Origin of the sequence: Erwinia psidii (assembly GCF_003846135.1) — a bacterium.
Classification (GTDB): Bacteria; Pseudomonadota; Gammaproteobacteria; order Enterobacterales; family Enterobacteriaceae; genus Erwinia; species Erwinia psidii.
The window spans coordinates 22,309-35,599 of record NZ_RHHM01000008.1; the positions used below are offsets into that span (position 1 = coordinate 22,309).

14 protein-coding genes are annotated in these 13,291 nt (G+C 53.1%); 13 read left to right on the top strand and 1 reads right to left on the bottom strand.

Going from position 1 to position 13,291, the window contains the following annotated elements; translation table 11 throughout:
* The 13 genes from EB241_RS11195 to EB241_RS11255 all read left to right on the top strand — a co-directional run bounded on the left by EB241_RS11195 (position 1) and on the right by EB241_RS11255 (position 12,516).
* Positions 1-477 (top strand): lytic transglycosylase domain-containing protein, encoded by a 477-nt coding sequence (locus tag EB241_RS11195; RefSeq protein WP_124233264.1) that lies wholly within the window; start codon positions 1-3, stop codon positions 475-477.
* Positions 474-1,136, top strand: coding sequence for a prepilin peptidase (locus tag EB241_RS11200; RefSeq protein ID WP_124233265.1), 663 nt, complete (start codon positions 474-476; stop codon positions 1,134-1,136). The genes EB241_RS11195 and EB241_RS11200 overlap by 4 nt, the downstream gene beginning before the upstream one ends.
* Before the next feature lie 5 nt (positions 1,137-1,141).
* On the top strand, positions 1,142-2,590 hold the full coding sequence (pilV, locus tag EB241_RS11205; RefSeq protein WP_407644270.1) for a shufflon system plasmid conjugative transfer pilus tip adhesin PilV: 1,449 nt from the start codon (positions 1,142-1,144) through the stop codon (positions 2,588-2,590).
* Positions 2,591-2,666: 76 nt separating this feature from the next.
* Positions 2,667-4,694, top strand: coding sequence for an acyltransferase family protein (locus EB241_RS11210; protein WP_158612407.1), 2,028 nt, complete (start codon positions 2,667-2,669; stop codon positions 4,692-4,694).
* A gap of 119 nt (positions 4,695-4,813) precedes the next feature.
* Positions 4,814-5,674 (top strand): plasmid transfer protein, encoded by an 861-nt coding sequence (locus tag EB241_RS11215; protein WP_124233268.1) that lies wholly within the window; start codon positions 4,814-4,816, stop codon positions 5,672-5,674.
* Between the two features lie 14 nt (positions 5,675-5,688).
* Entirely contained in the window at positions 5,689-6,402 is a 714-nt protein-coding gene (locus EB241_RS11220) for a TIGR03759 family integrating conjugative element protein (protein ID WP_124233269.1), read from the top strand.
* On the top strand, positions 6,381-7,010 hold the full coding sequence (locus EB241_RS11225; RefSeq protein ID WP_124233270.1) for a transglycosylase SLT domain-containing protein: 630 nt from the start codon (positions 6,381-6,383) through the stop codon (positions 7,008-7,010). Before EB241_RS11220 ends, EB241_RS11225 begins: the two co-directional genes overlap by 22 nt.
* Positions 7,007-7,570, top strand: a complete 564-nt coding sequence (locus EB241_RS11230; protein ID WP_124233271.1) for an integrating conjugative element protein — start codon at positions 7,007-7,009, stop codon at positions 7,568-7,570. Before EB241_RS11225 ends, EB241_RS11230 begins: the two co-directional genes overlap by 4 nt.
* Positions 7,567-8,184, top strand: a complete 618-nt coding sequence (locus EB241_RS11235) for a restriction endonuclease (RefSeq protein ID WP_407644271.1) — start codon at positions 7,567-7,569, stop codon at positions 8,182-8,184. Before EB241_RS11230 ends, EB241_RS11235 begins: the two co-directional genes overlap by 4 nt.
* A 28-nt stretch (positions 8,185-8,212) precedes the next feature.
* Complete coding sequence (locus tag EB241_RS11240) at positions 8,213-8,569, top strand: hypothetical protein (protein WP_124233272.1); 357 nt, start codon at positions 8,213-8,215, stop codon at positions 8,567-8,569.
* Positions 8,566-10,677 (top strand): type IV conjugative transfer system coupling protein TraD, encoded by a 2,112-nt coding sequence (gene traD, locus EB241_RS11245; RefSeq protein ID WP_124233273.1) that lies wholly within the window; start codon positions 8,566-8,568, stop codon positions 10,675-10,677. The genes EB241_RS11240 and traD overlap by 4 nt, the downstream gene beginning before the upstream one ends.
* A complete protein-coding gene (locus tag EB241_RS11250) occupies positions 10,664-11,428 on the top strand; it encodes a TIGR03747 family integrating conjugative element membrane protein (protein ID WP_124233274.1) in 765 nt (254 codons plus the stop codon). Before traD ends, EB241_RS11250 begins: the two co-directional genes overlap by 14 nt.
* A gap of 173 nt (positions 11,429-11,601) precedes the next feature.
* Positions 11,602-12,516 (top strand): toll/interleukin-1 receptor domain-containing protein, encoded by a 915-nt coding sequence (locus EB241_RS11255; RefSeq protein ID WP_124233275.1) that lies wholly within the window; start codon positions 11,602-11,604, stop codon positions 12,514-12,516.
* Positions 12,517-12,527: 11 nt separating this feature from the next.
* On the opposite strand, the gene EB241_RS11260 is transcribed toward EB241_RS11255, so the two are convergent.
* Positions 12,528-13,043: a hypothetical protein gene (locus EB241_RS11260; RefSeq protein ID WP_124233276.1), complete on the bottom strand. Its 516-nt coding sequence runs from the start codon at positions 13,041-13,043 to the stop codon at positions 12,528-12,530.
* Positions 13,044-13,291: the final 248 nt, after the last annotated feature.

Consider the following 13,291-nt stretch of genomic DNA (forward strand, 5'->3'; position numbering starts at 1 on the left):
ATGCTGCGCTTACTCGCTCTGATGCTGGTTTTTTCCATCTGCCCCCGTGCGGGGGCATTCTGTTTTGACGCAGCGGGCGCGAAATACCATATCGATCCTCTGCTGATTAAGGCAATTGCGATGGGAGAAAGCAGCCTGCGGGCGACTGCGATCAACATTAATCGTGATAAGAAAAGCGGGCGTGTACTGAGCACCGACTACGGCCTGATGCAGGTCAATTCGACGCATATCCCGTTGCTGTCAGCCGAAGGAATTATCAGCAACGCGCAGGATCTGCTGACCCGCCCCTGCCTGAACGTGCAGATTGGCACCCGGATACTGGCGGCCCATTTTCAGGTCTGTGGTATCAGCTGGAACTGCCTCGGCTCTTATAACGCCGGTTTTCGCCAGGACCGCCATGAGACGCGCGAGTCCTATGCCAACCGGATATATGCCATTTATCGTCAGCTGCTGCTTAAAGAGCGGGGGATATCATGACGTTCATGACCCTGAGTCTGCCGTGGACCGCCGTGGTCATCCTCTTTCCGCTGTGCCTGGGGATATTCAGTTTTATGATGCACACTGTTCGCATCAGCCTCACGACATGGGATCAGCGTATCAGTTTCTTTAGCTCTCCCACCGCGCATGCAGAGATACGCTGGATTTATGCGGCTGTCGTTACCGTTATTATTCTGGCACCGGTGCCGGAGATGGACAGGTTGCTGGCCTTCTTTTTCTGCCTTTTTCTGTTCCGGCTGTCGCTCACCGATATGCTGACCGGGCTGCTGCCACGCGAGCTGACCGTCAGGTGCCTGATCGCAGGGTTTGCCGCCGCGCTTGTCTCAACCGATTTTACCTCACATCTGCTTTCTGCATACGCTGCGCTGTTGATTTTTGGCTGCTGGCGCTACCTCAGCACCCGACAGAACGGGCGTGAATGCCTGGGGCTGGGTGACGTCTGGCTGGCGGGCGGTATCGGGGCCTGGCTGGGTGGCGTGGCGGGGCTTTATGCCCTGCTCACAGGCGTGGTGCTGTTTGTCCTCTGGCAAATCTCCGTGGCCCGCCTTCGCGAGGGCGGGCCAATGGGTCCCTGGCTGAGTGCCGGGGCAATCGTTATGACCCTTATCAGACTTTATCATCCCCTCTTTACATGGTGACCTCTGTGCTTAAGCAACCACATACCGATCGGGGCTGGGCGATACTCAGCACGGGCGCTGCGCTGATTATTCTGTTGCTGGTCAGCGTATGGGGCTATTCGCAGGTCGGCGACTGGCTGACCCGGCGGGCCTGGATGGCTACGGCGGCCCAGACCTCACGTTTTACCCAGGCGGTAAAAAGCTACACCGGACGCTATTACGATACCCTGCTGGCAGGGGCACCGGTCTCGGTGACGCCGGCGATGCTGAAGAATACCGGCTTTCTGGAGCAGGGTTTCAGTGAAACCACCACGGACGGGCAGGGCTATCAGGCGGTCCTGATACGTAACAGTACCAATACCGATCAGTTGCAGGGGATGGTGTACACGCAGGGTGGCACCGCGCTGCCGTTTCTGGCCCTGCGTCAGATATCGATGGATATCACCAGCGGCATGGGGGGCTATATCTGGACAGCGGGCGTGGCGACCGGCGCGGCAGGCGGCTGGAGCGTGCCATTATCCGGCTTTGGCGTCAGCACCACGCAGGGGCATATTGCGGCATTACTGACAGCCGATGAACTGGGCGTTGCACGCGGTGAAAGCGACAGACTGTACCGTTTTTCAGTCACCGGCAAGCCAGATCTGAATACCATGCATACCAGCATCGACATGGGCGGCAATAACCTGAATAACACCGGCACGGTGAATGCGGTGACCGGCACATTCAGCGGCAGCGTAACCGCCGGCGGCAATATGTCGGCAAATGCCACCGTGAGCGGACAGAACGTCACCGCCGGAACCGACGTGACGGCGGGCAACGCGATGACGGCTAACAATGACATACGTTCAAACAACGGCTGGTTTGTTACCCGTGACGGCAAGGGCTGGCTCAACGAAACGTATGGCGGTGGTTTCTACATGTCGGACAATGACTGGGTCAGAACCGTCAATAACAAGAGCATTTACACCGCCGGTCAGATTAAAGGGGGAAGCCTGCGTGCAGACGGGCGCTTATCCACGGGGGAGGTGTTGCAACTTGATGGCATCAATACGGCTGGGGCAGTGTGCTCACCCAATGGCCTGGTGAGTCGTGATGCGTCTGGCCTGGTGATGTCATGCCTTAATGGTGTTTGGCAGGGAAGTCCTGCAAATGGACAGTATTCCGGTCTGGGCGGATTCACCGGTCAGTACAATGGTTTTAATAACACGGCGCACACCATAACCATTTATGCCACCGGTGGGGTTTCTACGGTCAACAAAGGCATCAGCAGTGGAAACTGCTCTAACACATGGGCTCTTGCTGGATATGCGGGCGGCGTGGGTGTTGTAAACGCAGCGGACAGTAATGTTGAATGGGCTAAACAGGGGGCTATCAGCTTCCAGGTTCCCGGAAATACGGCTTATACAGTCATATCCAGCCCCAATCCGTCATATGGCTGTTCGCCGGGTAGTTTTACATTATATTCATACAATTAGGGTTTACTGGTGTAATCAGGTCCATTTTAAAATACAATCGGAAGTTTACAGAAACCATACAACTTCCTTACGTCTGATGAACACAAAAAGTATAAATAATGGTTACCGCAGCGACATTGATGGACTGCGTTGCCTGGCAGTAACTCTGGTAATTCTATTTCATGCGGGCACAGGATGGTTTTCATCGGGTTTTATTGGTGTTGATATTTTTTTCGTGATTTCTGGATATCTCATTTCAGGGATTATCCTGACCCAATCTGCGAAAGGTAATTTCAGATTGGGTGAGTTTCTGAACCGGCGTTTATGGCGCATACAACCTGCACTGCTCGTTGCCAGCTTTGCAGCGCTCCTGGTTGCTTCTTTTTTATATGTGGTTCCTGACTATTTGAGCTTTATGAAAAGTGCAAAATACAATGCACTTTTTCTATCAAACCAGTTCTTCGCAAAGCAGTCTGTAGGTTATGCGTCTCCGCAAAGCGAGTTCTTCCCTTTGCTTCATACGTGGTCTTTATCAATTGAGTGGCAGTGGTATCTGATTTTACCCGCAGTTTTGATGAGCATTGGCCATTTGAAAAAGAGATTTTCAGGTCAGCAACGGACAGATTATGCATCACGCGGGCAACTTCTGTGCTGGATGATTATGACGGTTATATTTGCCTCTATTTCTCTTTTAATCAGCGCCAAAACGCCTGGTGGAGCATATTATTTCCTGATGTCACGTATTTTTGAGTTTACTGCCGGAGGAACGGCTTTTCTCTTCTCACGATACACCTGTCGTCTTACAACCCCTCTTCTGTCAATAACGAGTTGTGTTTCGATACTCTCATTGACCTGGATTGCTTCAAGGGAAGGGATTATAAGGGGATACCCAGATGGCTGGACATTGGCTGTCGTTATTTTAACTGCTGCTGTACTCTTCTCTGGAGCTGAACCTCGTAGAAGTGCGACCCGATTTCTTTCCATTTCTCCGTTACCTTTTGTTGGAAAACTTTCATATTCGCTTTATTTGTGGCACTGGCCGGTTTTTGCTTTTTGCAGATATCTCGGAATTAACCTGACAGGTCTCAATCTGTTTCTAGCGCTGACAGGCATCTTTATAATCTCGGTAGTATGCTTTTTCTTTATTGAGCAGCCTCTCAGACGTGTGCGGCTTAGATTGAAGTGGACCATTTTGTTACTGGTCGCCATACCTGCGATGTTTTATTCGTCGATATATGCACTTACTGAGCGGTGGCAGGGAATACCTCAGCGACTGGGTTACAATTATTCTCATCAACAGGATGTGCTCAAAAAATATGAGTCGATGTATGTTAATCGGGAGTCCTGTCTGAATGACGTCCAGTCACCTGAACGATGCCAATTTGGTGAGCAGCAAAGTAGCAAATCTGCTTTGATGATAGGGGACTCGAACTCTAATCATTTTTGGGGATTCTTCGACGTTTTGGGGAAGGATGCTCACATTCGCATCAGTGCCATAAGTACCTCCTCATGTCTGGCATTACCTGGTATCTGGCAATATGACTGGTGGATATTCCACAATACTGTTTACAGTCAGTGCCATGATAATGTTCAAGATTATTACAGATTGATTAGTGAGCATCATTATAATTACGTCGTTCTCGGAGAATTGTGGGAGCAATATCCGGTAGGGCCGCATCTCATCAATCAAGAAGGAGATGAGCGTAACGATGATCTATCCAGAAAACGCATGGCTTTGGCGTTAAAAAATGCACTCGACATCATCACTGAAGCAGGTTCCAGGCCCATCATTATCACCAGTATTTTCGCTAAACCAGAAAACTACCAGCAGTGCATAAATCTTCAGGCTGCCCGGAGGGAGAATTTTGCTCACTCATCTTGCAACCAGGTAAGAGTGGATACCGGTCAGGATCCGTTTATCAGGACTATGCTTGAAAAACTGAAAAGTGAATATCCTGCACTTCAAATTATTGATCCCAGAAAAGTTCAGTGTCCCGATGGCAAATGTATAAGCCAGATCGATTCGATACCGCTCTACAGGGATGTCGGACATCTTACCGACTATGCATCAAGTCGCCTTGGTCAGGAATATTTGAAGAAATATGGCAATCCAATGAGCATGTAATTTTCTCCGAGATATTGGGCCAAAATCTTCAAAAATGGCTGATGAGTTAATTATCGCCATTACCGGACGTATTAAGCACCTTATGGCTGTTCTGCACAGCAGCCATAAGGAATCCTGACATGTCTCTTCATCACGCTTCATCTGACCCCGCAGGGACGGACGAGGCTGAACAACAGCAATCGCACGCTGAAACGCCAACCGCTTCATCAGTGCCATCACGTCAACGTTTTCCCCTGAATATCCGGCAGGTTGCCCGCACCGGCGGCATGGTTGCGCTGGGTATGAGCGTCCTTTTTTCGCTTGTGGCCGTGGTGATGATGTCGGGCAAAATTTCGGACCTGACCATCCGGGTTAATTCACTGGATGCCGCGTTTCGTAACGGACAGATTGGCCAGCTCACCTCAAACGTTGCCGCTATGGAAGCGCGGCTTAAGGCTCTCGAAGGCCTTTCTGCTGAGATGGTGAAGATGAAGGCAGACCTCGGGTCTGACGCGGCCACCGTTCAGGCCCTGCGTCAGGAACTCACGCAGCTGCGCGATGCCGGTAACGGCAGTCAGCAGGATATTGTTCAGCTGTCGAACCGGCTCGGCTCCCTGGAGCACAGCGTTCAGCAGTCTGCCACGGCGCTTGAAGCGGTTAATCATCAGCTCAGTCAGAAATCAGCCGACCCTGAAAAAGCAAAAACCGCGCCTTCTCAGCCAGCAACCTCCCCGGCAAAAGCGACCCCCTCAGCAAAAAAGATTAAGCGGTCAGTCAGGCGCACAGCGACGCCGGCTGCACCGTTCGTCATGACCGGCATTGAGCATCGTGGCGGTCAGACTTTTGCTGTGGTTATTCCGCGCGGCGTATCGCAGATAGCGTCAGTGCGCCTGCTCTCGGTGGGCGACGGGATCGACGGCTGGACCCTTCGCGACCTTGAGGGAAATCGCTCGGCGCTGTTTGTGGTCAATGGCCGTGAATACCGGCTCTTTATTCAGTAACTAGGAAAACCGAAATGAAAAAGAGAATGCTGACGGCATTGTTATGGCTGCCCCTGCTGGCACCGGCCGCGTCGGTACAGACGCCGCAGACGCACAGCAGCGTCACGCAATCACAGCAGTCTGCTACCGGGGCCGATAATGCCTTGCAGCAGGCGCAGCAGTGGTCCCTTTCCGACAGTGACTGGAGCCGCTACCAGTCGTTAATGCAGGGGTCCAGAGGCATTATGTCGCCGGGACTCGATCCGCTGACCGCGCTGGGCGTGGAGACGGACAACAGTGCCGAACGGAAGCGCCTGGCTGAATTGTGGGTGAAGCATGAATACCAGCGCAGCGAAAAAGAGCTGGCCTTCCAGCGTGAAATCAATGCGGCCTGGCTTCGCCTTTATCCGCAGATGTTGTCGGTCAACATGGGTACCAACGCGGCCGGTATTGCCCATGACTACCGGGGGCGTCTGGCATTGTTTGTCAGGGATAACTGCTCGCGTTGTGATGCGCGGCTGGCGTCGGTACTGGCCGATAACCGCCCGGTCGATATTTATCTGGTGGGCGACGAGAGTGATGAAGGCATTCGTGCCTGGGCCGTGCGCCACACTATTCCGGTTGAGAAGGTGCGCAGCCGGCAGATAACGCTGAATCATGATAACGGGCTGTGGTTACGCTACGGGCAGGGCCAGATGCCGGTTATCCTGCAACAGGGAGAGAGCGGATGGCAGCTGGCCGCCTGGTAAGCGCGTTTTCACTGACGCTTTGTCTGATAACGGGCCTGTGCGGTGAAACCGCATCAGCGGCCACGTCCGGGCAGAGCGTTCCGGAGGCTTACCGTCAGATTGCCGCTGCCGAAGGCGTACCGGCTGAATCCCTCTATTCGCTGGCGATGGCCGAAAGCACCCGTAAAACCGCCTGGGGCAGCAGGCCCTGGCCGTGGACGATTAACGTTGCGGGCAGGGGATATCACTATGAAACCCGCGACGAGGCATTCAACGCGCTGCTGGGATTTATGCAGCGCTGGCCGCTGAAGCATATCGACGTGGGCATTGCCCAGGTCAATCTGGGCTGGAACGGCCATTTTTTTCCCTCATTTCGTGATGCCTTCGATCCGTTACTTAATCTGCACGCTGCTGCCCGCATTCTCCGGGCCTGCTACGACGCACGTCCCGGCAGCTGGATACGTGCCGCCGGGTGTTACCACCATCCCGCAGGCGGCAGGGCCGCGTCAGTCTACATGGCCATCGTGAGCCGCAAACTGAATCAGTTAGCACAACCTTCGCAGGGCGAATTTAACGGCCAGCCGCTGGCGCTGGCCCGTTCTTCACTGACCTGGATTGAACCCAAATGACACGCATACTGAACCCTTTTTTAACGGGACTGATTTTTTCAAAACTGTTGATCGGCTTTTTGTTATTGGGATTTGCGGGCCTGCTTATCTCCACGACGTTTGCAGAGGCATCGCTGACCATCGTGGGTGACCTGGGCGGTCAGCCCACCGCGCCGCTGTTTGATGCGGTGAACGCCGACGCCGGGAAGCAGGATGAAGTTCCGGAAAACCTGCAACCGCCTGCGTCGCTGTCGATATCGGACATGCTGCCCGTCAGCACGCCGGAAATGACCCCCGGTCAGCTTGCGTCACGTCCACTTAATCTGCCGGGCATGCCGCCCGTATTTGTGGTGGGGGATGATCCGCTTTCACACAGCTGGCTGGCGCAGCATGTGGCGGAACTCCGGCAGCAGAATGCAACGGGTATGGTAATCAACGTCCATGATGAGCCGGCACTGACCACGCTGCGCCAGCTGGTTCCGGGCGTGGAGATGGTGCCGGTAAGGGGCAGCGATTTGTCACACCGACTGAACCTCACCCACTACCCGGCGTTAATCACGGCCACGGGCATTTCACAATGATGTTGCCGGCAATGATTGTGGAGATGCTGCGTGCGCACCCGTTTTATTTGCTGACCGGGGTCCTGATGCTGCTGGCGGTCGCGCTGGCATGCGGACGTCAGTCGGTGAGCCAGCGTCGGCACAGGCGCTATCAGAAACAGGCCGTCAGGGCGCTGTCCCGTCTGCCTCAGCTGCGGGACGATGTCGCCCGCTTTGCCTGGCTGCGCAAAATGAATCCTTATGTCTTTGAAGAAATGCTGCTGACGGCGCTGTCTCGTCAGGGATATCGCATCCGGCGCAATTCCAGCTACAGCGGGGACGGCGGGGCAGACGGCCAGGTGTGGATTGATGGTCAGCGCTGGCTTATTCAGGCGAAGCGTTATGGCGCTGGCATCAGCGCGGCCCACGTTGCTGATTTCGGCCAGCTGACCGCACGCGAAGGCTGCCGGGGGCTTTTTGTTCATTCCGGGCGCACAGGCGGCGTCAGCCGGGACGCATTACGTCGTTATCCCGCAATAAGCCTGATAAGCGGACAGCGGCTGCTCCTGCTGCTGGCGGGCAATCCCCACTGGCAGACCCACGCTGAACGGGCAGGTCGTTCAGTAAATGCATCAGACCTTCACTCTCCCGGTTAACTCCGATACCACACCCTAAGGAATCGTTATGCCCGCATTTAAAACATTATCTGACAACGGTATTCGTCTTCTGCGCAGCAGCCTGCCGATGGAAATTTTAACGGAACTGATGCTTTTCCTCTTCCGGGCGTTTGTGCTGCGTCCCCTGATTATCTTTTGCTGTGGCTTCGTTATTTTTCTCGTTTCGCTGCCGGTTGCCCTTTTTATCACGCCGTCGTTCGATCCCCTGGCACTGATTGAGGGCATTGCGCGAAACGAACACCTCTCGTCCTTACTGCTTCCGTGGCTGTGCATTATGGGGCTGATGACCGAAATGATTAACGTTCTGCACTGGCTGATTGTCTGGCCAGTGAACCGCTACGGCAACAGCGGGAGGGGCCGATGAGCAACCGCTATGTGATGGAATCCCTGCTCCGTCCCGCCGTTGAGCTTTACTCGGCGACCGTTGCGGGCAGCGCCACCGTTATTTGCCTGACCGCCCCGTGGGCGGTTGCGCTCGCTCCCTCAGTCAGCTGGGTGACGGCCGCAGGATTCGGCGTGCTGGCGCTGAGGCGTACCGCACAGGGAATGAAAATCATCCGCTACCGCCGTAATATCCGTCGTCTGCCGCGTTACGAACTGACCAGCGAACAGATAACGGTCAGCCGTCGTCACCTCTTTCTGGGAAAGGGCTTTCAGTGGTCACCACGTCATACCCAGCGGCTGATGGAGGCGCGTCGGCCGGAGAGTGAAATTTACGTTCAGCCGTCCGTGCTTTACCGCATGGCGCGTGAGATGGAAAAAAAGATGGAGTACAGCCTGCCCTGGCTGTGCCGCCTGACCCACAAAGACTCGGCCCTTAACCCGTTCCGTCCCCTGCCACCTGTTGGGGGCAGCCCCATTTATCACGGCGTGGAGCCGATTGAAACCCTGGTGAGTTTTGACCTGATTGAGCGTGTTGGGCATATGCTGGTTGTCGGTACCACCCGCGTCGGAAAGACCCGCCTGGCTGAGCTGCTCATCACACAGGATATCCGCAGAATAAATGCTGCCGGTGAGCATGAGGTGGTGATTGTTTTCGATCCAAAAGGCGATGCGGACCTGCTGCGGCGGATGTACGCCGAGTCGCATCGCGCGGGTCGGCAGGATAACTTCTGGGTGTTTCATCTCGGCTGGCCGGATATCAGCGCCAGATACAATGCCGTCGGGCGCTTCAGCCGTATTTCTGAGGTCGCCTCCCGCGTTGCGGGGCAGCTTTCCGGTGAGGGCAATTCCGCCGCGTTCCGTGAGTTTGCCTGGCGTTTTGTCAACATCATCACGCGTGCGCTGGTCGCCCTCGGGCAACGGCCGGACTACGGGCTGATCCTCCGCTATGTCACCAATATCGGCGAGTTATATGAAACCTATGTGGAAAATCTGCTGAGTGAGAAAGCGCCCCAGCTGATGGCCACGGTTGAGGCGCTGATGCAGAGTGGACTGAGTGAAAAGGATTTACCTCGTCATTTGCAGGGCAGGCCGAACGGGCTGAAAATCTGGGTCTCCGAGCAGGTGCTGGGCAGCCCGGAGGGAAAAAAACTGTGGGACCCGGTACTGGATGGTCTGCGCAGCGCCGTGCAGTATGACCGCACCTATTTCGATAAAATTGTGGCGTCCCTTCTGCCGCTGCTGGAGAAGCTGACCACCGGCAAAACGGCGGCGCTGCTGGCCCCCGATTATACCGATATGGACGATCCGAGGCCGATACTGGACTGGCACAATATCATCAAATCACGGGGCGTAGTCTACGTCGGCCTTGATGCCTTATCTGATGCTGTCGTGGCCGCAGCGGTGGGTAACAGCATGTTTGCCGATCTGGTTTCCGAAGGTGGCCACATTTACAAATTCGGGCTGGGTGACGGTGACGACGGGCACGGCGCGAAGGTGGCGATCAATCTGCACTGCGATGAGTTCAACGAGCTGATGGGCGATGAATTTATCCCCCTTATCAACAAGGGAGGCGGTGCCGGGTTCCAGGTAACGGCCTACACCCAGACGCTGTCCGATATTGAAGCCCGTATCGGCAGCACGGCGAAGGCCAATCAGGTGGTGGGGAACTTCAACACGCTGGTGATGCTGCGCGTCAGGGAGAAAAACACCGCGATGCTGCTGACCGATCAGCTGCCGGACGTGGACGTGTACCAGAAAACCCTGACATCCGGCGTGACAGACGTCTCCAGGCCGGGCGAGGGCACCGACTTTAACAGTAACGTCAACGATCAGGTCAGCCTGATTAAAGTGCCGATGATAAGCCCCGCTGACATCATTAATCTGCCCAAAGGGCAGGCATTCGCGCTGCTTGAAGGCGGGCGTCTGTGGAAAATCCGCATGCCGCTGCCGGCAGGTCATGATGACCCCCATATGCCTGCCAGTCTGAAGCAACTGGCTGATGATATGGAGAAGAACTACCACAGCGGGGAAACGTGGTGGACAGGCGGTGAGATGGGCCATGCCGGAGGGATGAATGTCGCAGAATGAGGGGAGTAACGACAGGCAGCGCATTGCGCCTTCACAGCCCCGTCAGTCGGGCTTTTTTGGTACGCTGCTGTGGGACTTGCCGGTCAGCCTTATCGGCGTCCTGCTGGGCTCACTGCTGGTCAGCCTGCTGATTGAATATGCCTGCATTGCGCTGCTGTGGCCGGAGGCGGGCGCGTCGCACAGTTATCAGGTGATGCTGGCGGAGAGCCACTGGCTGTCAGAGGGCTACACCCGCAGCCTGTTGATGTCCTCGCCGGTGCAGACCACCAGTCGCTGGGTGCATCTGGCCTGGCAGTGGCTGTTTGTGGACAGCGGCTTCAGCCAGTGGATGCAGTCATTTAAAGCGCTGAGTGAGAAGGGCTCCGGGCTGGTCCCCGCGCTGAACGGCCTGGGGGCTTCGCTGGTCAGCTGGCTGGGCGTCTATTTACAGGCGACGGTGTGGGTGGCGCTGATTTTCTTTATCCGGGTGATGATTCTGTTCCTGAGCCTGCCGCTGTTCGGGCTGGTGATCCTCACGGGCATTGTTGACGGGTTGGTGCGGCGCGACCTGCGGCGCTACGGGGCAGGGTATGAGTCCAGCTTTGTTTATCACCATGCCAAACGCTTTATCAAACCGGCGCTTTATGGCCCCTGCATGCTGTACCTCGCCTGGCCCACCGCCGTCTGGCCGAATCTCTTTTTGCTGCCGTCGGCGATGCTGGTCGGTGGGGTGCTGGCTGTGGTGACGGGGGCGTTTAAGAAGTATTTGTGAGTGCGTTGGGCTGTAAATATCTTTGTTTAGAGCAAATAACTAAATTTAAATTCTAATTAATTAGTGCTTGGACCATCAAATTGCTATTCTACAAAAATTTTTTTACTGACATGGAGATTTCATAGTACTTTGAAGTTTAATTTAACTGCATTGATTGAATAGGAAATGGAAGAGTGAAAACCGATTTATTTATCTCCTACGCGTGGACATGTGATGCTCATCGGGCATGGGTTCGTTTATTTGCCAGCCATCTACATCTGGCAGGTTATGTTGTCAAAATTGATGAAGCTGTTAAATATGGGTCCAGCTTGACTGGATTTATGAGAGAAGTTATTGAAGCTGAACACGTAATTTTAATTGTTGACGAAAACTATGTAGAACGCGCAAATAACAACCCAGCTTCAGGTGTGGCAATAGAGAACAAATGGATTAGTGAAGCTTTAGAGCACAAAGCTGAAACATGGTTATCGGTTATCTTTGTTAAAAATTCTGAACACAAGCTACCAGATTGGCTGGTTAAGCACAATCCAAAAGGCTTTGACTTCAATTACTGTGTTGAGAAAGGAGATTTTCCAGGAACTGCTCAGATTGAAGCTATCTGGCGTTGGATTGAGGGCTTACCAGCTGACAAAATGCATGCTTTGGATCAATCAACGCTTCGTGAGCGTGCTGCACGGCTAGAACATATAAGTAATTTGCGTGACCCTGCGAATTACATTACTCCTGCTCTAAAAGGTAATGTGACCTTTTGTTACAATGATAATCTTTACTATACTGTGGGTTACGGCGATTGCCACTTCGATATAATGTTCGAGGCAGCAAACATTGATTTAATTAGGATTTATAAGGATTACGAGCTCGAAGCTGTTTGGCTGCTACCAAAACTGTGTTTAGATCCATCAGATTACAAACCTTTGATGGGAACATCTCGTTATGTCGAACTTGAAGCAGGTCAGAAAGCAGCCCTCATGAACTCAGCAGGCATTCTTTGTGTAATAACAATTGAAAAAATACAACCTGAAGTTAGGGAGGATGAGTATGTTAAAGGATACGTTACATTCTCCTATGTGATTCTTCATGAATGTTGAAACTAAGCAAGTTAAAGTTGTGGGCTGGATTTGTCCCTATATATCCAGCCTTTTTCAAGTAGTGCTTTCTCTATCTTGGATGCAGTAAAACTAAGTTCCATAGTGAGAACGCCATCCTTGCAGGGGAGTGGTTGCAAAGCCTCACGTCTATCAGAAAACAGGTCATGAAAAGTTGAATCGGTCGTAATCATTATTGAGGGATGATTGTAACCCCTGTCGTTAAACTGATCTGCCGTCAAATCAATAATATGATCATTTACCACAATCCAGGCATGGCTGTTTCCGTTAGAAAGACCGCAGGGTGTGCCTTCATTTAGTGATTTATAATATTTTCCAGTAATAACCTCTGGGACTATCCCAAAATATTGGTGCAGCAGATAGGCAAGGATTTGAGAGGTGTCTTCACAACAGCCCTCTGGGAAAGTGGACATACTTAAAGAGCTGTCCGAACAGTGGTCACTTTTCTTCATATTTTCCATCACTGCACGTATATCTTTGCAAAAGGGGATTATCTCATTCATCTTCATTCTATAGTTCCTTCGCTGTTGATGGTGTTATTTGAAATTATTATCGATATGTAATAGCCCGGTAATTGAAAATAAGAATTAGATTTAGGCTATCCATTGAATAGTAGCAGGTTAGTGGAGACATTTTCTTGGAGCATTACATGACATTATTAGTCTAATGCGTCCCAAGAATTCGGGCGTACACTTCTGACACTAAACTGAATAACCGTTTAATTTTGGCTGTATATGCCAACCGCGCCTGATTTACC

What these genes read in the sequence shown, in the direction of transcription:
- EB241_RS11195 (WP_124233264.1), top strand. Translation starts at nt 1, where the DNA reads ATGCTGCGCTTACTCGCTCTGATGCTGGTTTTTTCCATCTGCCCCCGT.
- EB241_RS11200 (WP_124233265.1), top strand. Translation starts at nt 474, where the DNA reads ATGACGTTCATGACCCTGAGTCTGCCGTGGACCGCCGTGGTCATCCTC.
- EB241_RS11210 (WP_158612407.1), top strand. Translation starts at nt 2,667, where the DNA reads ATGAACACAAAAAGTATAAATAATGGTTACCGCAGCGACATTGATGGA.
- EB241_RS11215 (WP_124233268.1), top strand. Translation starts at nt 4,814, where the DNA reads ATGTCTCTTCATCACGCTTCATCTGACCCCGCAGGGACGGACGAGGCT.
- EB241_RS11220 (WP_124233269.1), top strand. Translation starts at nt 5,689, where the DNA reads ATGAAAAAGAGAATGCTGACGGCATTGTTATGGCTGCCCCTGCTGGCA.
- EB241_RS11225 (WP_124233270.1), top strand. Translation starts at nt 6,381, where the DNA reads ATGGCAGCTGGCCGCCTGGTAAGCGCGTTTTCACTGACGCTTTGTCTG.
- EB241_RS11230 (WP_124233271.1), top strand. Translation starts at nt 7,007, where the DNA reads ATGACACGCATACTGAACCCTTTTTTAACGGGACTGATTTTTTCAAAA.
- EB241_RS11235 (WP_407644271.1), top strand. Translation starts at nt 7,567, where the DNA reads ATGATGTTGCCGGCAATGATTGTGGAGATGCTGCGTGCGCACCCGTTT.
- EB241_RS11240 (WP_124233272.1), top strand. Translation starts at nt 8,213, where the DNA reads ATGCCCGCATTTAAAACATTATCTGACAACGGTATTCGTCTTCTGCGC.
- traD (WP_124233273.1), top strand. Translation starts at nt 8,566, where the DNA reads ATGAGCAACCGCTATGTGATGGAATCCCTGCTCCGTCCCGCCGTTGAG.
- EB241_RS11250 (WP_124233274.1), top strand. Translation starts at nt 10,664, where the DNA reads ATGTCGCAGAATGAGGGGAGTAACGACAGGCAGCGCATTGCGCCTTCA.
- EB241_RS11260 (WP_124233276.1), bottom strand. Translation starts at nt 13,043, where the DNA reads ATGAAGATGAATGAGATAATCCCCTTTTGCAAAGATATACGTGCAGTG.